28 protein-coding genes are annotated in these 15,431 nt (G+C 64.1%); all 28 read right to left on the bottom strand.

Going from position 1 to position 15,431, the window contains the following annotated elements; translation table 11 throughout:
- Window positions 1-32: 32 nt before the first annotated feature.
- Window positions 33-548, bottom strand: a complete 516-nt coding sequence (locus tag V7060_RS16955) for a disulfide bond formation protein B (protein WP_334180395.1) — start codon at window positions 546-548, stop codon at window positions 33-35.
- A 160-nt stretch (window positions 549-708) separates the two neighbouring features.
- A complete protein-coding gene (rplQ, locus tag V7060_RS16950) occupies window positions 709-1,083 on the bottom strand; it encodes a 50S ribosomal protein L17 (RefSeq protein WP_142124587.1) in 375 nt (124 codons plus the stop codon).
- A gap of 192 nt (window positions 1,084-1,275) precedes the next feature.
- Window positions 1,276-2,274 (bottom strand): DNA-directed RNA polymerase subunit alpha, encoded by a 999-nt coding sequence (gene rpoA, locus V7060_RS16945; protein ID WP_334180394.1) that lies wholly within the window; start codon window positions 2,272-2,274, stop codon window positions 1,276-1,278.
- 50 nt (window positions 2,275-2,324) lie between these two features.
- The gene (rpsD, locus tag V7060_RS16940) at window positions 2,325-2,954 is read right to left on the bottom strand and encodes a 30S ribosomal protein S4 (protein WP_056878831.1); all 630 of its coding nucleotides are present in this window, start codon (window positions 2,952-2,954) and stop codon (window positions 2,325-2,327) included.
- 14 nt (window positions 2,955-2,968) lie between these two features.
- Entirely contained in the window at window positions 2,969-3,361 is a 393-nt protein-coding gene (gene rpsK, locus V7060_RS16935; RefSeq protein WP_055941307.1) for a 30S ribosomal protein S11, read from the bottom strand.
- Window positions 3,362-3,373: 12 nt separating this feature from the next.
- Window positions 3,374-3,730, bottom strand: coding sequence for a 30S ribosomal protein S13 (rpsM, locus tag V7060_RS16930; RefSeq protein ID WP_062352394.1), 357 nt, complete (start codon window positions 3,728-3,730; stop codon window positions 3,374-3,376).
- 345 nt (window positions 3,731-4,075) lie between these two features.
- Window positions 4,076-5,437: a preprotein translocase subunit SecY gene (gene secY, locus V7060_RS16925; RefSeq protein ID WP_334180393.1), complete on the bottom strand. Its 1,362-nt coding sequence runs from the start codon at window positions 5,435-5,437 to the stop codon at window positions 4,076-4,078.
- A gap of 7 nt (window positions 5,438-5,444) precedes the next feature.
- On the bottom strand, window positions 5,445-5,888 hold the full coding sequence (gene rplO, locus V7060_RS16920) for a 50S ribosomal protein L15 (RefSeq protein WP_083537711.1): 444 nt from the start codon (window positions 5,886-5,888) through the stop codon (window positions 5,445-5,447).
- On the bottom strand, window positions 5,888-6,079 hold the full coding sequence (gene rpmD / locus V7060_RS16915; protein WP_267793385.1) for a 50S ribosomal protein L30: 192 nt from the start codon (window positions 6,077-6,079) through the stop codon (window positions 5,888-5,890). Before rpmD ends, rplO begins: the two co-directional genes overlap by 1 nt.
- Window positions 6,072-6,614 (bottom strand): 30S ribosomal protein S5, encoded by a 543-nt coding sequence (gene rpsE, locus V7060_RS16910; protein WP_055941300.1) that lies wholly within the window; start codon window positions 6,612-6,614, stop codon window positions 6,072-6,074. Before rpsE ends, rpmD begins: the two co-directional genes overlap by 8 nt.
- Window positions 6,615-6,769: 155 nt before the next feature.
- Window positions 6,770-7,126 carry a 50S ribosomal protein L18 gene (gene rplR / locus V7060_RS16905; protein WP_334180392.1) on the bottom strand — a complete coding sequence of 119 codons (357 nt, stop codon included), beginning with the start codon at window positions 7,124-7,126 and terminating at the stop codon, window positions 6,770-6,772.
- 29 nt (window positions 7,127-7,155) lie between these two features.
- Window positions 7,156-7,683: a 50S ribosomal protein L6 gene (rplF, locus tag V7060_RS16900; protein ID WP_334180391.1), complete on the bottom strand. Its 528-nt coding sequence runs from the start codon at window positions 7,681-7,683 to the stop codon at window positions 7,156-7,158.
- Window positions 7,684-7,699: 16 nt separating this feature from the next.
- Window positions 7,700-8,098: a 30S ribosomal protein S8 gene (rpsH, locus tag V7060_RS16895; protein WP_310164347.1), complete on the bottom strand. Its 399-nt coding sequence runs from the start codon at window positions 8,096-8,098 to the stop codon at window positions 7,700-7,702.
- Window positions 8,099-8,305: 207 nt separating this feature from the next.
- Entirely contained in the window at window positions 8,306-8,611 is a 306-nt protein-coding gene (rpsN, locus tag V7060_RS16890) for a 30S ribosomal protein S14 (protein ID WP_062352415.1), read from the bottom strand.
- Window positions 8,612-8,631: 20 nt separating this feature from the next.
- Entirely contained in the window at window positions 8,632-9,174 is a 543-nt protein-coding gene (gene rplE / locus V7060_RS16885) for a 50S ribosomal protein L5 (RefSeq protein WP_055941290.1), read from the bottom strand.
- An 8-nt stretch (window positions 9,175-9,182) separates the two neighbouring features.
- Window positions 9,183-9,500, bottom strand: coding sequence for a 50S ribosomal protein L24 (gene rplX, locus V7060_RS16880; protein WP_062352418.1), 318 nt, complete (start codon window positions 9,498-9,500; stop codon window positions 9,183-9,185).
- Window positions 9,501-9,515: 15 nt separating this feature from the next.
- Window positions 9,516-9,884 carry a 50S ribosomal protein L14 gene (gene rplN / locus V7060_RS16875; RefSeq protein ID WP_013535986.1) on the bottom strand — a complete coding sequence of 123 codons (369 nt, stop codon included), beginning with the start codon at window positions 9,882-9,884 and terminating at the stop codon, window positions 9,516-9,518.
- Window positions 9,885-9,899: 15 nt separating this feature from the next.
- Entirely contained in the window at window positions 9,900-10,166 is a 267-nt protein-coding gene (gene rpsQ / locus V7060_RS16870) for a 30S ribosomal protein S17 (RefSeq protein WP_055941286.1), read from the bottom strand.
- A gap of 12 nt (window positions 10,167-10,178) precedes the next feature.
- Entirely contained in the window at window positions 10,179-10,364 is a 186-nt protein-coding gene (gene rpmC, locus V7060_RS16865; RefSeq protein ID WP_055941284.1) for a 50S ribosomal protein L29, read from the bottom strand.
- Window positions 10,364-10,777, bottom strand: coding sequence for a 50S ribosomal protein L16 (rplP, locus tag V7060_RS16860; RefSeq protein WP_055941282.1), 414 nt, complete (start codon window positions 10,775-10,777; stop codon window positions 10,364-10,366). The genes rpmC and rplP overlap by 1 nt, the downstream gene beginning before the upstream one ends.
- A gap of 6 nt (window positions 10,778-10,783) precedes the next feature.
- Entirely contained in the window at window positions 10,784-11,503 is a 720-nt protein-coding gene (gene rpsC, locus V7060_RS16855) for a 30S ribosomal protein S3 (protein WP_142124596.1), read from the bottom strand.
- Window positions 11,504-11,505: 2 nt separating this feature from the next.
- A complete protein-coding gene (rplV, locus tag V7060_RS16850; RefSeq protein WP_055943295.1) occupies window positions 11,506-11,841 on the bottom strand; it encodes a 50S ribosomal protein L22 in 336 nt (111 codons plus the stop codon).
- A 12-nt stretch (window positions 11,842-11,853) separates the two neighbouring features.
- Entirely contained in the window at window positions 11,854-12,129 is a 276-nt protein-coding gene (rpsS, locus tag V7060_RS16845; RefSeq protein ID WP_056878820.1) for a 30S ribosomal protein S19, read from the bottom strand.
- 6 nt (window positions 12,130-12,135) lie between these two features.
- A complete protein-coding gene (gene rplB, locus V7060_RS16840) occupies window positions 12,136-12,963 on the bottom strand; it encodes a 50S ribosomal protein L2 (protein ID WP_055941275.1) in 828 nt (275 codons plus the stop codon).
- A gap of 11 nt (window positions 12,964-12,974) precedes the next feature.
- Entirely contained in the window at window positions 12,975-13,274 is a 300-nt protein-coding gene (gene rplW / locus V7060_RS16835; protein ID WP_055941273.1) for a 50S ribosomal protein L23, read from the bottom strand.
- Window positions 13,271-13,876: a 50S ribosomal protein L4 gene (rplD, locus tag V7060_RS16830; RefSeq protein ID WP_334180390.1), complete on the bottom strand. Its 606-nt coding sequence runs from the start codon at window positions 13,874-13,876 to the stop codon at window positions 13,271-13,273. Before rplD ends, rplW begins: the two co-directional genes overlap by 4 nt.
- Window positions 13,877-13,887: 11 nt before the next feature.
- Entirely contained in the window at window positions 13,888-14,538 is a 651-nt protein-coding gene (gene rplC / locus V7060_RS16825) for a 50S ribosomal protein L3 (protein WP_334180389.1), read from the bottom strand.
- Between the two features lie 11 nt (window positions 14,539-14,549).
- On the bottom strand, window positions 14,550-14,861 hold the full coding sequence (gene rpsJ, locus V7060_RS16820; protein ID WP_334180388.1) for a 30S ribosomal protein S10: 312 nt from the start codon (window positions 14,859-14,861) through the stop codon (window positions 14,550-14,552).
- Window positions 14,862-15,431 lie beyond the last annotated feature (570 nt).

Here is a 15,431-nt window from a genome sequence, read left to right as displayed (position 1 = left end):
ACCATCGTGCCAGATTGGTGCGCCGCGTCAAATCAGCGGAAGGTCGAGGTCCGGCGTGCGCGGAAGCCGATCCAGAGCGCCCAGATCGCGAGCAGCACGAACCACACCAGGCTCCACATCGGCATGGTCAGGCCGAGGAAACTCCAGTCGATCGTGCTGCAGTCGCCCTTCGCGGCCAGCACCTTCTGCACGACACCGAGCCAGGTGTTGTTCTCGATCATGTAGTCCCAGCCCGGCCCGCAACTCGGCATCAGCGGCGGATACAGCTGGACCCAGACGTGCTTGCCCGCGATGCCGATACCGGTCGCCGCACCCAGGAATGCCAGCACGCCGTATACCTTGCGCCCGCCGGGCCGACGCGGCCCGTGCAGTGCGCCGAGCAGGAACAGCACGCCGGTGGCAGCGAAGGCCAACCGCTGGAAGATGCAGAACGGACACGGTTCCAACTGGTGCGCGAACTGCACGTACAACGCATAGCCCAGCAGGCCTGCGCAGATGGCGAAGCCCAGGAAGCACTGCGCGCGGAAACTCCAGCGAAGAGGATTCATTGGCACCGGTGGCGTGAGGTCTTGTCCGCATTATCCATGCGTGGCGGGCCGCGCGTCACCCCGTGGCCGTTTGCCGCATCTGTCCCGACATCCAACGTGTCGCCGGAAAACAAAACCCCGGCGTTGGCCGGGGTTTCTGGTGTGCTGCGGGACGCGGGGCTTACTCGGCCGCCGCTTCCGGACGGTCGACGAGCTCGACATACGCCATCGGGGCATTGTCGCCAGCGCGGAAACCGCACTTCAGGATGCGCAGGTAGCCACCGGGACGCGACTGGTAACGCGGGCCGAGGGTGGTGAACAGCGTGCCGACGGCTTCCTTGTCGCGCAGGCGCGAGAACGCCAGGCGGCGGTTGGCGACGCCATCGATCTTGCCCAGGGTGATCAGCGGCTCGGCGACGCGGCGCAGTTCCTTGGCCTTCGGCAGGGTGGTCTTGATCAGGCCGTGCTTGATCAGCGAGGCGGCCATGTTGCGGAACATCGCTTCGCGATGGGCGCTGGTGCGGTTGAACTTGCGACCGGCTTTCTGGTGGCGCATGGGTTGGATTCCTGGTGAATGGTAGGTCGTTGGATTTCGCTGTCGCCATCCAGGCGGTGGAACAGTGGACTGCGGGTGGTCCGTACCGGCCATCCCTGACCGGAAAACCGCGGACCTTCGGTCCGTCGGCATGGGTGGTGCGGTTACAGCAACGGAGCTCCGGCGCGGACGCAGGAGCCCCGCGTCAGATCATCAGCCGAGCATGCCGTGCTGGGCGACGCCGGCCGGCGGCCAGTTCTCCAGCTTCATGCCTAGGGACAGGCCACGCTGCGCCAGGACTTCCTTGATCTCGGTCAGCGACTTCTTGCCGAGGTTCGGGGTCTTGAGCAACTCGACTTCGGTCTTCTGGATCAGGTCGCCGATGTAGTAGATGCTCTCGGCCTTCAGGCAGTTGGCCGAACGCACGGTCAGCTCCAGGTCGTCGATCGGGCGCAACAGCACCGGATCCACGCCGCTGGCAGCCTGCTTAGGCGCGCCGCGGTCGCGGTGCGTGAAGTCACCGAACACCGACAACTGGTCGCTGAGGATGTCGGCGGCGGTGCGCACGGCTTCCTCGGCGTCGATCGTGCCGTTGGTCTCGATGTCCAGGACCAGCTTGTCCAGGTCGGTACGCTGCTCGACGCGCGCGGCTTCCACCGCGTACGCGACGCGACGGACCGGCGAGAACGAGGCGTCCAGCACCAGGCGACCGATCGTGCGGGTTTCTTCGTCCGGACGACGACGGGCAGCGGCCGGCTGGTAGCCGAAACCACGCTCGATCTTCAGGCGCATGTTCAGCGCCGTGTCCTTGGTCAGGTTGCAGATGACCAGTTCCGGATTCAGGATTTCGACGTTGTGGTCGGTCTTGATGTCGCCGGCGGTCACCACACCCGGGCCCTGCTTGGCCAGGCTCAGCGTGGAGGAATCACCGGAGTGGATGCGGATGGCCACATCCTTCAGGTTCAACAGCACTTCCAGCACGTCTTCCTGCATGCCTTCGATGGTGCTGTATTCGTGCAGCACGCCATCGATCTCGACTTCGGTAATCGCGAAGCCGGGGATCGACGACAGCAGCACGCGGCGCAACGCATTGCCAAGCGTATGGCCGTAGCCACGCTCCAGCGGTTCGATGACCACCTTTGCGCGGTTGCCGGTCAGGCGCTCGATCTGCGGGCCGCGGGGGCGCAGCACTTGCTGAGTAATACCCGTCATGTTGCTTTGTCTCCTGCGGTCCCCCGGTCGCCCGGGGGTGCGTGAATGAATTACTTCGAGTACAACTCGACGATCAGCGCTTCGTTGATGTCGGCGGGCAGGTCCGAACGCGCCGGAACCGCCTTGAACACGCCGCTGAACTTCTTCGCATCGACTTCGACCCACGACGGGTTCAGGTCGAGCTGTTCGGCGACCGTCAGCGACTCCTGCACGCGAAGCTGCTTCTGTGCCTTCTCCGACAGCGCGATCGCGTCACCGGCCTTGATCTGGTACGAAGGCAGGTTGACCGGCTTGCCATTGACCAGCACGCCACGGTGCGAGACCAGCTGGCGGGCGGCCGGACGGGTCACGGCGAAGCCCATGCGGTAGATGACGTTGTCGAGGCGGGTTTCCAGCAGCTGCAGCAGGTTCTCGCCGGTGTTGCCCTTCTTGGTCGAGGCCTTCTTGTAGTAGTTGCGGAACTGACGCTCCAGCAGACCGTAGATACGCTTGACCTTCTGCTTTTCGCGCAGCTGGGTGGCGTAGTCGGACAGCTTGCCCTTGCGGGCGGTGGCGCCGTGCTGGCCGGGCTTCTGCTCCAGCTTGCACTTGGAGTCCAGCGCACGGGCCGGGCTCTTGAGCGACAGGTCGGCGCCTTCACGGCGCGCGAGCTTACAGGTAGGACCGATATAACGAGCCATTTCTTATCGCCCCCTTAGACGCGACGCTTTTTCGGCGGACGGCACCCGTTGTGCGGGATTGGCGTCACGTCGATGATGTTGGTGATCTTGTAGCCCACGTTGTTCAACGAACGCACGGCCGACTCACGGCCCGGACCCGGACCCTTGATGCGGACTTCCAGCGACTTCACGCCGTAGTCCAGTGCGGCACGGCCGGCCTTCTCGGCGGCGACCTGGGCCGCGAACGGCGTGGACTTGCGGGAACCGCGGAAACCGGCACCACCCGACGTGGCCCACGACAGTGCATTGCCCTGGCGGTCGGTGATGGTGACGATGGTGTTGTTGAAAGAAGCGTGGACGTGGGCGACGCCGTCGGTGATGACGCGCTTGATCTTCTTCTTGACTTTGGCAGCAGCTGGCTTGGCCATGATGGTCGCCCCTTACTTCTTGATGGCTTTGCGCGGACCCTTGCGGGTACGGGCATTGGTACGGGTGCGCTGGCCACGCAGCGGCAGGCCGCGACGGTGGCGCAGACCGCGGTAGCAACCCAGGTCCATCAGGCGCTTGATCGCGATGCCGACTTCACGGCGCAGGTCGCCCTCGACCACGTACTTGCCGACTTCGGCGCGCAGGCGCTCGACTTCCGGCTCGGACAGGTCGCGGATCTTGGTGGTCGAGGCGACGCCGGCGGCTTCGCAGACCTTCTTGGAACGGGTACGGCCAATGCCGAAAATGCTTTGCAAACCGACCCAGACATGCTTCTGGGCAGGCAGGTTGACACCTGCGATACGCGCCATGACGCGGTTCTCCAACTGTGAGTATTGGCCCGTGTACGAGCATCCCGGGCGGGATTCGCGCAGACAGGCGGAGTGAACTGGAAATTGTAGCAAGACCCGGGATTGCTTGGAAGCCCAAGCCGGACAAGCCGGCGTGGACCCGGCATGGGGAGTGTGCCCATGCTCCGGCGACGGAACCGGCCTGACGCAGGTCCGGGGTTGCCCCCTTGCCCTGCCCCGCCCGCGCTACTCTGGCGCAGGGACTGGCTGGTTCACACCTCCGCGCCGGATCGCCGCGGAAGCCGCCCATCTAAGTCAGTCGGCCAGCGAGGGCCGGACTGGTGCGGGAAGACCCGCGATTATACCTCAGCTACGGGGAGCGAGACCGCCCCGCGAGCCACCCTTCAGATTGGCCTTCTTCAACAGGCTCTCGTACTGGTGGGACATCAGGTGCGCCTGGATCTGCGCGATGAAGTCCATCACCACCACCACCACGATCAGCAGCGAGGTGCCGCCGAAGTAGAACGAGGTACCGAGTTGCGTGCGCATCACTTCCGGCAGCAGGCAGACGGCCACCAGATACATCGAACCGATTGCCGTCAGTCGCGTCAGCACCCCGTCGACATAGTCCGCCGTGGCCTTGCCCGGACGGATACCCGGGATCAGTGCGCCCGACTTCTTCAGGTTCTCGGCTGTTTCCTGCGAATTGAACACCAGTGCCGTATAGAAGAACGCGAAGCCGATGATCATCGCCGCGAACACGATCATGTGCAGCGGCTCACCCGGAGCCAGCGCATTGGAAATACGCTGCAACCACGTGGTCGCGCCGCTGTTCTGGCCGGACCACATCGCCAGCGTGGCCGGGAAGGCCAGGATGCTGGAGGCGAAGATCGGCGGGATCACGCCGGCCATGTTGAGCTTCAGCGGCAAGAACGAGGTCTGGTTCATGTACGCGTTGCGACCGCCCTGGCGGCGCGCGTAGTTCACCGTGATACGACGCTGGCCACGCTCGACGAACACCACCAGGAACGTGAAGCCCAGCACCACCAACGCAATGATCAGCAGCGAGATGAAGCTCAACGTGCCGTCGCGGAATGCGCCGACGGTCTGGATGACGGCGCCCGGCAGGCCGGCCACGATGCCCGCGAAGATGATCAGGGACACGCCGTTGCCGATGCCGCGCTCGGTCACCTGCTCACCCAGCCACATCAGGAAGATGGTGCCGGCGGTCAATGCCACCACCGCGGTCAATACGAAACCCATGCCCGGCGCGTACACCACCGGCATGCCGCCCGGCGCGACCTGGTTCTGCAGTGCGGTGGCGATGCTGCCGCCCTGCACGACCGCGAGCAGCACGGCGCCGATGCGCGAGTACTGGGTGATCTTGCGGCGACCGGATTCGCCTTCCTTCTGCAATGCCTTCAGCGTCGGGAAGATATGCACGCCCAGCTGCATCACGATCGACGCAGAGATGTAGGGCATGACGTTCAGCGCGAAGATGCTGAAACGGTGCAGGGCGCCGCCCGAGAACATGTTGAACATGTCCACGATGCCGCCGCCCTGCGCCTGCATCATCGCAAGCATGGCATCGGGATTGACGCCCGGGACCGGAATGAAACAGCCGATCCGGTAGACGATCAGCGCGCCCAGCACGAACAGCAGGCGCTGGCGGAGTTCGGTGAACTTGCCTGCGCCTGCCAGCGCACCGGCGGCATTACCCTGCGCCATGCGTCCGTTACTCCTGCACGCTGCCGCCGGCAGCCTCGATGGCGGCCTTGGCACCGGCCGTGGCGGCCACGCCCTTCAGCACGAACTTCTTGGTCAGCTCGCCCTTCTTGACGATCTTGGCGCGCTTGGCGGTGCTGGGCACCAGCTTGGCGGCACGCAGCGCGGCGAAGTCGATCTCGCCGGCTTCCAGCTTCTCGAGCTGGTACGACAGCACTTCGGCGCAATCCAGCTTCAGCTTGGAGCGGAAGCCGACCTTCGGCAGACGCTTGACCAGCGGCATCTGGCCGCCTTCGAACTTCGCCTTGATCTTGCCCTTGCCGGCGCGTGCGAACGAACCCTTGTGGCCGCGACCGGCGGTCTTGCCCAGGCCGGAACCGATACCACGGCCGACGCGGGTGCGTTCGGTGCGGGCGCCGTCGGCGGGCTTCAGTGTGTTGAGACGCATGTTGATTACTCCTCGACCTTGACGAGGTAGTGAACCTTGTTGATCAGGCCGCGTACCTGCGGGCTGTCCTTGAGTTCACGCACATCGTTCAACTTGTTCAGGCCCAGTGCCTTCACCGACAGGCGGTGAATGGCCCGGGAACCACGCAGGCCGCGCACCAGGCGCACCTTGACGGTCTTGTTGGACTCGTTAGCCATTGAGGAGTTCCTCCACCTTCTTGCCGCGCTTGGCCGCGATGCGGGTCGGCGACTGCATGTCGCTCAGGCCCTTCAGCGTGGCGCGCACCAGGTTGATCGGATTGCGCGAACCGACGGCCTTGGCCAGCACGTTCTTCACGCCCACCGCTTCCAGCACGGCGCGCATGGCGCCGCCGGCGATGACGCCCGTACCTTCCGAGGCCGGCTGCATGAACACGCGTGCCGCGCCGTGGCCGGCCTTCACCGGGTGCCACAGGGTACCGTTGTTCAGATCGACGTTGAGCATGCCCTTGCGGGCATATTCCATCGACTTCTGGATGGCGACCGGCACTTCGCGCGCCTTGCCGTAACCGAAACCGATCTTGCCGTTGCCGTCGCCCACCACCGTCAGTGCGGTGAAGGTGAACTGGCGACCGCCCTTGACGGTCTTGCTGACGCGATTGACCGCGACCAGCTTCTCGATCATGCCATCGTCGACTTTCTCTTCGCGGTTGCGGTCGCGATCACGACCCCGCGGCTGACGTTCTTCTGCCATTACTTGAATTCCTTGGTTGATGAGGTATGTACGGCGTGGCCGCTTATGGTTGTGGTGTGGAGCGGTGACGCAACGGCCGCTGCAGAAGAGCGACCGCGCCCGGCGCAGCCCGCGCCGGCAGGACAAGGATGGGGTCGCCCCCATGCCTTTCAAGATTAGAACTGCAGGCCGCCTTCGCGGGCCGCATCGGCCAAGGCCTTGATGCGGCCGTGATAGCGGTAGCCCGAACGATCGAACGCGATCTTCTCGATGCCTTCGGCCTTGGCGCGCTCGGCGATGAACTTGCCCACGCGGGCAGCGGCATCGCTGTTCTTGCCGTTCTTCAGGCCATCCTTGACATCGGCCTGCAGCGTGTTGGCCGACGCGATGACCTTGGCGCCATCGGCGGTGAACAGCTGGGCGTAGATGTGCTGACCGGTGCGCAGCACCGACAGGCGCGGCACGCCGAGTTCGCGGATGTGCGCACGGGTCGACTTGGCGCGGCGCAGGCGGGCGGTGTTCTTGATGCTCATGATCTGGTTCCTCGAAGCCGAAAGCCCGGTTAGGCCTTCTTCGCTTCCTTGCGGATGATGGTTTCGTCGGAGTACTTCACGCCCTTGCCCTTGTAGGGTTCCGGCGGACGGAAACCGCGGATCTTGGCGGCCACTTCACCCACGCGCTGCTTGTCGGCGCCCTGCACCAGGATTTCGGTCTGGGTCGGCGTGGCGATGGTGATGCCTTCCGGCGTCTTGAACAGGATCGGGTGGGAGAAACCCAGCGACAGGTTCAGGTCCTTGCCCTGCATCGCGGCACGGTAACCCACGCCGACCAGCTCGAGCTTGCGCTCGAAGCCGTCCGACACGCCCTTGACCATGTTGGCCAGGATCGCGCGGATGGTGCCGGTGATGGCGTCGTCGGCCGGAGTGACCGGCGACAGGTTCACCGTTCCGTTGTCGACCTTGAGGTCGACGCCGGCCGGCTTGGCGATGGACAGGGTGCCCTTCGGGCCCTTGACGTTGAGGGTGTCGCCCTGGGCATTCAGTTCGACGCCCTTCGGGAGATTGATCGGCTGCTTGGCTACGCGGGACATGTCTGGGCTCCTTCGCTTAGGCCACGAAGCACAGGACTTCACCGCCCACGCCGGCCGCTCGGGCCTGCGCATCGGTCATGATGCCCTTCGAGGTGGAAATGATGGCGACGCCCAGGCCACCGAGGACCTTGGGCAGCTCAGCCTTGCCACGGTACTGGCGCAGGCCCGAACGGGACACGCGGCTCAGCTTCTCGATGACCGGCTTGCCTTCGAAATACTTCAGGACGATTTCGAGCTCGGCCTTGTTGTTCTCGGTCGGCGTCACGCGGACGTCGCCGACATAACCTTCGGCCTTGAGAACGTTGGCGATCGAGGTCTTGATCTTGGAGGACGGCATCTTCACCGTCGGCTTGCCAACAGCGGCGGCATTGCGAATGCGCACCAGCATGTCGGCGATGGGATCAGTCATGCTCATGAGAGTCTGCCTTATGAGTAGCACCGATATCCGCTTTCGCGAAAATCTTGTGTTGTCCCTGGAACCCCCCAGGCGGGCGGCCGGTTCACCAGCCCTCCCCCGACCGAGTCGCGGGAGCCGAACATTGTACAACAACAAGTCCGGCATGTGCCGGACTCGTCTTTCCCTTCCAGGGATACCCCGCTTTCGCAGGAGATCCCGGCGTTGTTACCAGCTCGCCTTGCGCAGGCCGGGCACGTCGCCGTTCATGGTGGCCTTGCGCAGCATGTTGCGGCCGAGGCCGAACTTGCGGTACACGCCACGCGAACGACCGGACAGCTCGCAGCGGTTGCGCTGGCGGCTCGGCGAGGAATCGCGCGGCAGCTTCTGCAGCTTGACGACCGCGTCGGCCTTCTCTTCGTACGACGCGTTCTGGCTGGAGATGATCTTCTTCAGCGCGTCGCGCTTGGCGGCGTACTGCTTGGCCAGCTTTTCCCGCTTGATGTCGCGGTTGACCATCGAGGTCTTTGCCATGATGTCGTTTTCCTAGCGAATCAGTTGCGGAACGGGAACTTGAACGCTTCGAGCAGCGCCTTGGCTTCGGCGTCGTTCTTGGCGGTCGTCGTGATGGCGATATCCATGCCGCGGATCGCGTCGACGGCATCGAAGTCGATTTCCGGGAAGATGATCTGTTCCTTCACGCCCATGTTGTAGTTGCCGCGACCGTCGAACGAACGGCCGGACACGCCACGGAAGTCGCGGACGCGCGGCAGCGAGATGCTGATCAGGCGGTCCAGGAATTCGTACATCTTGGCGCGACGCAGCGTGACCTTGCAGCCGATCGGCCAGCCATCGCGGATCTTGAACGAAGCCACCGACACGCGGGACTTGGTCGTGATCGGCTTCTGGCCGGTGATCTTGGCCAGGTCGGCCACGGCGTTTTCCAGGATCTTCTTGTTGGTCGCCGCTTCACCCACACCCATGTTGATGGTGATCTTGGTGATCTTCGGCACTTCCATCGGATTGGTGTAGCCGAACTTCTTCATCAGAGCCGGCGCCACTTCTTCCTTGTAGATTTTTTCGAGACGGGTGGTCATGTCATTCCTCAGGCGTCGAGCGCCTCACCGCTGGAGCGGAACACACGCAGTTTGCGTCCATCCTCCAGCACCTTGAAACCGATACGCTCGCCCTTGCCCGTTGCCGGGTTGAACAGCGCGACATTGGAAATATGGATCGAAGCTTCGCGCTCGACCACGCCACCAGCCACGCCGGCCTGGGGGTTCGGCTTGGTGTGGCGCTTGACGATGTTGACGTTGGAGACGACCACGCGGTCACCGTCCACACGCACCACGTCGCCCTTCTTGCCCTTGTCCTTGCCGGCGGTGACGACCACCTGGTCGCCCTTCTTGATACGGTTTGCCATTTCTATGTCCTCCGCTCAGAGCACTTCAGGCGCGAGCGAAACGATCTTCATGAACTTCTCGGAACGCAGCTCGCGGGTCACGGGCCCGAAGATGCGGGTACCGATCGGCTCCTGCTTGTTGTTCAGCAGGACGGCGGCGTTGCCATCGAAGCGGATCAGCGAACCGTCGGGGCGGCGAACGCCCTTGCGGGTACGCACGACCACGGCGTCGTAGACTTCGCCCTTCTTGACCTTGCCGCGCGGGATGGCGTCCTTGACGGTCACCTTGATGATGTCGCCGATGCCGGCGTAACGGCGCTTGGAGCCGCCCAGCACCTTGATGCACATCAGTTCCTTGGCGCCGGAGTTGTCGGCCGCGTCAAGGTAGCTCTGCATCTGGATCATGATTCAGATCTCCTCTTATTCAGCCGCGCGGGTGATGATTTCCACCACGCGCCAGTTCTTGGTCTTGGACATCGGGGCGATCTCGGTCACGCGCACCACGTCGCCTTCCTTGCAGCTGTTGTCCGCGTCATGCGCGTGCAGCTTCGTGGAACGCTTGATGTACTTGCCGTACAGGGCGTGCTTGACCTGACGCTCCACCAGGATGGTGACCGTCTTGTCCATCTTGTTGCTGACGACGCGGCCTTCGATGGTGCGTTGCGCTTTGTCTTTGTTATCGCTCATCTTGGTCGCTCCTTACTTCTGGCTGCCCAGCAGGGTCTTGACGCGAGCGATCTCGCGGCGGACCCGGCGGGTTTCATGCGTCTTCGGCAGCTGGCCGGTCACCTTCTGCATGCGCAGGGAAAACTGTTCCTTGCGCAGCTCGGTCAGGTGGGCCTTCAGCTCGTCGGCCGATTTCTCGCGGAGTTGCTTGAGTTCCATTAGCGCACCGTCCGGGTCACGAAAGTGGTGGTGACCGACAGCTTGGCCGCGGCCAGGCGGAACGCCTCGCGCGCGATGTCCTCGCTGACGCCTTCGATTTCATAGATCATGCGGCCCGGCTGGATCTGTGCGACCCAGTATTCGACGTTGCCCTTGCCGGAACCCATGCGGACTTCGATGGGCTTCTTGGTGATGGGCTTGTCGGGGAACACACGGATCCACATCTTGCCGCCACGCTTGACGTAACGGCTGATGGAACGACGCGCTGCCTCGATCTGGCGCGCGGTCAACTGACCGTGCGCCGTGGCCTTCAGGCCGTACTCGCCGAAACTGACGAGGTTGCCGCTCCAGCTCAGGCCTTCGTTACGGCCCTTGTGCATCTTGCGGTACTTGGTTCGCTTGGGTTGCAACATGACTGATTACCTCGCGTCGCGGTCACGAGCCGGGCGCGACGGACGTTCGCTGCGCTCGGGGCGCGCGTCGTCCTGCTTCTCCTGACCCACCTGGCTGAAATCGAAGATTTCGCCCTTGTAGACCCACACCTTGATGCCGATGATGCCGTAGGTGGTCTTCGCCTCGGCAAAACCGTAATCGATGTCGGCACGCAGCGTGTGCAGCGGCACACGGCCTTCGCGGTACCACTCGGAACGGGCGATTTCCGCACCGTTCAAGCGGCCGGCCACGTTGACCTTGATGCCCAGGGCACCGAGGCGCATCGCGTTGCCGACGGCGCGCTTCATGGCGCGACGGAACATGATGCGGCGCTCCAGCTGCTGGGCGATCGACTCGGACACCAGTTGCGCGTCCAGCTCGGGCTTGCGCACTTCGGTGACGTTGATGTGCGCCGGGACGCCCATCAGGTCGCTCACTTCCTTGCGCAGCTTCTCGATGTCCTCACCACGCTTGCCGATCACCACGCCCGGGCGGGCGGTGTGGATGGTCACGCGGGCGGTCTTGGCCGGACGCTCGATCAGGATCTTGGAAATGCCTGCCTGCGCCAGCTTCTTGCGAAGCATCTCGCGCACCTTGAGGTCCGCGGCGAGGTACTCGGCGTAGTCGCGCTTGTTGGCGAACCACTTGGAATTCCAGTCCTTGGCGATGCCCAGGCGGATACCGGTCGGATGAACTTTATGACCCATGTTTATTTACCCTCGCCCACGACCACGGTGATGTGGCTGGTGCGCTTCAGAATGCGGGTACCACGGCCTTTCGCACGGGCCATGAAACGCTTCAGCATCGGACCTTCGTCGACCATGATGGTCTTGACCTTCAGCTCGTCGACGTCGGCACCCTGGTTGTTCTCGGCGTTGGCGATGGCGGACTCCACGACCTTCTTGATCAGGTGGGCAGCCTTCTTGTCCGAGAACTTCAGCAGGTTGACGGCGCGTTCGGCGGGCAGGCCACGCACCTGGTCGGCGACCAGGCGGGCCTTCTGGGGGGAGATGCGCGCGGTGCGCAGGATGGCTTTCGCTTCCATGGTCATCTCTCCTTACTTCTTGCCGCCGGCTTTCTTGTCGCCACCGTGACCCTTGAAGGTACGGGTGACGGCAAATTCGCCGAGCTTGTGGCCGACCATGTTCTCGTTGACCAGCACCGGAACGTGGTTCTTGCCGTTGTGGATGGCGATCGTGAAGCCCACCATTTCCGGCAGGATCATCGAACGGCGCGACCAGGTCTTGATCGGCCTCTTGCTGCCGCCCGCGGCCTCCACCTTCTTGACGAGGTGGTGATCGACGAACGGGCCCTTCTTGAGTGAACGTGCCATGGTCGATTAGCCCCTACGATCGCGGACGATGAATTGCTGCGTGCGCTTGTTCTTGCGCGTCTTGTAACCCTTGGTCGGCACACCCCACGGGGTGACCGGATGCGGGTTGCCCTGGCCAGCCTTGGCCTCACCACCACCGTGCGGGTGGTCGACCGGGTTCATGGCCGCACCGCGGACGGTCGGCTTGATGCCGCGCCAGCGCTTCGCGCCAGCCTTGCCGAGCTTCTCCAGGCTGTGCTCGTCGTTGCCGACTTCGCCCACCGTGGCGCGGCACTCGACCTGCACCTTGCGCATTTCGCCGGAGCGGAGGCGCAGCGTGGCGAAACCCTGCTCGCGAGCGACCAGCTGCACGGCGGCGCCAGCGGCGCGGGCGATCTGCGCGCCCTTGCCGGGCTTCAGCTCGATGCCGTGGATCGTCGTACCGACCGGGATGTTGCGCAGCGGCAGCGTGTTGCCGGCCTTGATCGGCGCATCGCTACCGGCGATGACCTGGTCACCGGCCTTCAGGCCCTTGGGGGCGATGATGTAGCGGCGCTCGCCATCGACGTAGCACAGCAGCGCGATGTGCGCGGTGCGGTTGGGATCGTATTCGATCCGCTCCACGCGCGCCGGGATGCCTTCCTTGTCGCGCTTGAAGTCGATGAGACGGTAATGCTGCTTGTGGCCACCGCCGATATGACGGGTGGTGATGCGACCATGGTGGTTGCGACCGCCGGACTTGCTCTGCTTTTCCAGCAGCGCAGCATGCGGGGCACCCTTGTGCAGGTCAGGCGTCACCACGCGGACCGCCGAACGGCGACCGGGAGAGGTGGGTTTGAATTTCATCAATGGCATGTGGGTCTACCTCAGGCCTTGGCCGACACGTCGATGGCCTGGCCATCGGCCAGACGCACGTACGCCTTGCGCCAGTCGCCGCGGCGGCCGGCGCGGTTACGGAAGGACTTGTTCTTGCCCTTGACGTTGACCACGTTGACCGTCTCGACCTTGACGTCGAACAGCTGCTCGACCGCGGCCTTCACATCGGCCTTGGTGGCATCGTTCGAGACTTCGAAGACGTATTGGTTGGAGAGTTCCTGCAGGCGCACGGTCTTTTCGGAGACGCGCGGAGCACGCAGCACGGCAAAAATCTTTTCGTTGCTGATCATGCCAGCCACTCCTCGATCTTCTTGACGGCATCGGCCGTGATCAGCACCGAGTCGGCACCGACCAGCGCCGCCGGATCCAGGCCCTGCACGTCGCGCACTTCCACGTAGGGAAGGTTACGGGCGGACAGGTACAGGTGTTCGGAGGCATCTTCGGTGACGATGAGCGGGCGCCGACCCAGGTCCAGGCCCTTCAGCTTCTCGATCAGGGCGCTGGTCTTGGTGGCGTCCACGTCGAACGCTTCCACGACCTTCAGGCGGTTCTGGCGGTTCAGCTCGGACAGGATCGAGCTGATGGCCGCGCGGTACATCTTGCGGTTGACCTTCTGCGCGAAGCTGCGCGGCTTGGCCGCGAAGGTCACGCCGCCGCCGACGAAGATCGGGGCCGTCAGGGCGCCATGACGGGCGCCGCCGCCCTTCTGCTTCTTCGACTTCTTGGTGGTGCCGTTGACTTCGGCGCGGGTCTTCTGCGCCTTGGTGCCGGCACGACCGGCGTTGCGATAGGCGACGACGACCTGGTGGACCAGATCCTCGTTGAAATCGCGGCCGAAGATCGCGTCGGAGACGTTGAGCTTGTTGTTGCTACCGTTGATGGCGAGTTCCATTGTCGTCTCCCTTACTTCGTGGTCGGACGGACAATGACGTCGCCGCCCGGCGCGCCGGGGACCGCGCCGCGGATCGCGATCAGGCCGCGCTCGGCGTCGACCTTGACCACTTCCAGGCGCTGCGTCGTCTGCGTCACGGCGCCCATGTGGCCGGACATCTTCTTGCCCGGGAACACGCGGCCCGGCGTCTGGCGCTGACCCAGCGAACCCGGCGCGCGATGCGACAGCGAGTTACCGTGGGTGGCGTCGCCCATGCGGAAGTTCCAGCGCTTGATGGTGCCCTGGAAGCCCTTGCCCTTGGTGACGCCCTGGACGTCGACGATCTGGCCGACTTCGAAGATGTCTGCCTTGATCTCGCCGCCGACGGTGAAGTCGCCCAGCTTGTCGGCTTCCACGCGCAGCTCCCACAGGCCACGACCGGCTTCGACCTTGGCCTTGGCCAGGTGACCGGCGACCGGCTTGGTGATCAGCGAGGCGCGACGGGTACCCACGACGACCTGCACGGCGCTGTAGCCGTCGGTTTCGGGGGTCTTGATCTGGGTGATGCGGTTCGGGGTAGCTTCGATCAGCGTCACCGGAATGGACTTGCCATCTTCGGTGAACACGCGGGTCATGCCAGCCTTGCGGCCGACGAGACCCAACGAATATTTCTTCGCGGTCATGGTCGTGGGCCTCAGGTCAACTTGATCTGCACGTCGACGCCAGCCGCGAGCTCGAGCTTCATCAGCGCGTCCACGGTCTTGTCGTTGGGGTCGACGATGTCGAGCACGCGCTTGTGCGTGCGGGTCTCGTACTGGTCGCGCGCGTCCTTGTCGACGTGCGGCGAAGTCAGCACGGTGTAGCGTTCGGTCTTGGTCGGCAGCGGGATCGGGCCGCGCACTTGCGCGCCGGTCCGCTTGGCCGTCTCTACGATCTCGCTGGCCGAGCGGTCGATCAGACGATGATCGTACGCCTTGAGCCGGATTCGGATCTTTTGGTCCGCCATGACGGTGTTCCTTCGTTAAAGAGCGACGGGCGCGGCCTCTGGGATGCCTTGCCCCGGTTAGTCCAAGCTGTTCCAGCCCCCACCATCCGCGTGGACTCCACGGACGGGCAGCGCCGGATTCGGCTGGGGATTCTTCCTGAAAAACTAGGCGAGCCGGTAAACCGGCCCGCCCAGACATGAAAGTATAGGACGCGTGACAGACCCCGTCAACCACCGGGGCGCCCTGCTCGACCCTAGGGCCTGGCAGGAAGGCACGCGACACTCCGTGTCTGGCGAACACGAGGCGCTTCCTGCACCTCTTTTCGCGGTAGAACCAGCGGCCTCCCAGGGGGCGCTGGCGGATCATGCGATTCCTCTCGGGCCAAACAGGCCTTCAAGGGGCGCGCATAATAGCGCAGGTTTTGCTGTTTTGCAGCATCCCGCTGCGAAAAAGCATGGGATTCCTGCAAAAAAGGGGTGGACCGAGGTTCCGGTCCGCCCTTGTCGCTTCATCAGGCGCTGGAGCCCCGAATTCTCGGGGACGACGGCCTGACGAAGCCGGGCGGGCAATACCCGCCCGGGTCAGGACGT

Source organism: Pseudoxanthomonas sp., assembly GCF_036845285.1.
Lineage (GTDB): Bacteria > Pseudomonadota > Gammaproteobacteria > Xanthomonadales > Xanthomonadaceae > Pseudoxanthomonas_A.
The sequence above is the reverse complement of the archived record's forward strand: the minus strand, read 5'-3'. Positions and strand labels throughout refer to the sequence as shown.

Excerpts from the sequence above, each read along its gene's own strand:
- V7060_RS16955 (WP_334180395.1), bottom strand. The coding sequence starts at position 548 with ATGAATCCTCTTCGCTGGAGTTTCCGCGCGCAGTGCTTCCTGGGCTTC.
- rplQ (WP_142124587.1), bottom strand. The coding sequence starts at position 1,083 with ATGCGCCACCAGAAAGCCGGTCGCAAGTTCAACCGCACCAGCGCCCAT.
- rpoA (WP_334180394.1), bottom strand. The coding sequence starts at position 2,274 with ATGACGGGTATTACTCAGCAAGTGCTGCGCCCCCGCGGCCCGCAGATC.
- rpsD (WP_056878831.1), bottom strand. The coding sequence starts at position 2,954 with ATGGCTCGTTATATCGGTCCTACCTGTAAGCTCGCGCGCCGTGAAGGC.
- rpsK (WP_055941307.1), bottom strand. The coding sequence starts at position 3,361 with ATGGCCAAGCCAGCTGCTGCCAAAGTCAAGAAGAAGATCAAGCGCGTC.
- rpsM (WP_062352394.1), bottom strand. The coding sequence starts at position 3,730 with ATGGCGCGTATCGCAGGTGTCAACCTGCCTGCCCAGAAGCATGTCTGG.
- secY (WP_334180393.1), bottom strand. The coding sequence starts at position 5,437 with ATGGCGCAGGGTAATGCCGCCGGTGCGCTGGCAGGCGCAGGCAAGTTC.
- rpmD (WP_267793385.1), bottom strand. The coding sequence starts at position 6,079 with ATGGCTAACGAGTCCAACAAGACCGTCAAGGTGCGCCTGGTGCGCGGC.
- rpsE (WP_055941300.1), bottom strand. The coding sequence starts at position 6,614 with ATGGCAGAAGAACGTCAGCCGCGGGGTCGTGATCGCGACCGCAACCGC.
- rplR (WP_334180392.1), bottom strand. The coding sequence starts at position 7,126 with ATGAGCATCAAGAACACCGCCCGCCTGCGCCGCGCCAAGTCGACCCGT.
- rplF (WP_334180391.1), bottom strand. The coding sequence starts at position 7,683 with ATGTCCCGCGTAGCCAAGCAGCCGATCAATCTCCCGAAGGGCGTCGAA.
- rpsH (WP_310164347.1), bottom strand. The coding sequence starts at position 8,098 with ATGAGCATGACTGATCCCATCGCCGACATGCTGGTGCGCATTCGCAAT.
- rpsN (WP_062352415.1), bottom strand. The coding sequence starts at position 8,611 with ATGGCAAAGACCTCGATGGTCAACCGCGACATCAAGCGGGAAAAGCTG.
- rplE (WP_055941290.1), bottom strand. The coding sequence starts at position 9,174 with ATGACCACCCGTCTCGAAAAAATCTACAAGGAAGAAGTGGCGCCGGCT.
- rplX (WP_062352418.1), bottom strand. The coding sequence starts at position 9,500 with ATGGCAAACCGTATCAAGAAGGGCGACCAGGTGGTCGTCACCGCCGGC.
- rplN (WP_013535986.1), bottom strand. The coding sequence starts at position 9,884 with ATGATCCAGATGCAGAGCTACCTTGACGCGGCCGACAACTCCGGCGCC.
- rpsQ (WP_055941286.1), bottom strand. The coding sequence starts at position 10,166 with ATGAGCGATAACAAAGACAAAGCGCAACGCACCATCGAAGGCCGCGTC.
- rpmC (WP_055941284.1), bottom strand. The coding sequence starts at position 10,364 with ATGGAACTCAAGCAACTCCGCGAGAAATCGGCCGACGAGCTGAAGGCC.
- rplP (WP_055941282.1), bottom strand. The coding sequence starts at position 10,777 with ATGTTGCAACCCAAGCGAACCAAGTACCGCAAGATGCACAAGGGCCGT.
- rpsC (WP_142124596.1), bottom strand. The coding sequence starts at position 11,503 with ATGGGTCATAAAGTTCATCCGACCGGTATCCGCCTGGGCATCGCCAAG.
- rplV (WP_055943295.1), bottom strand. The coding sequence starts at position 11,841 with ATGGAAGCGAAAGCCATCCTGCGCACCGCGCGCATCTCCCCCCAGAAG.
- rpsS (WP_056878820.1), bottom strand. The coding sequence starts at position 12,129 with ATGGCACGTTCACTCAAGAAGGGCCCGTTCGTCGATCACCACCTCGTC.
- rplB (WP_055941275.1), bottom strand. The coding sequence starts at position 12,963 with ATGCCATTGATGAAATTCAAACCCACCTCTCCCGGTCGCCGTTCGGCG.
- rplW (WP_055941273.1), bottom strand. The coding sequence starts at position 13,274 with ATGATCAGCAACGAAAAGATTTTTGCCGTGCTGCGTGCTCCGCGCGTC.
- rplD (WP_334180390.1), bottom strand. The coding sequence starts at position 13,876 with ATGGAACTCGCCATCAACGGTAGCAACAACAAGCTCAACGTCTCCGAC.
- rplC (WP_334180389.1), bottom strand. The coding sequence starts at position 14,538 with ATGACCGCGAAGAAATATTCGTTGGGTCTCGTCGGCCGCAAGGCTGGC.
- rpsJ (WP_334180388.1), bottom strand. The coding sequence starts at position 14,861 with ATGGCGGACCAAAAGATCCGAATCCGGCTCAAGGCGTACGATCATCGT.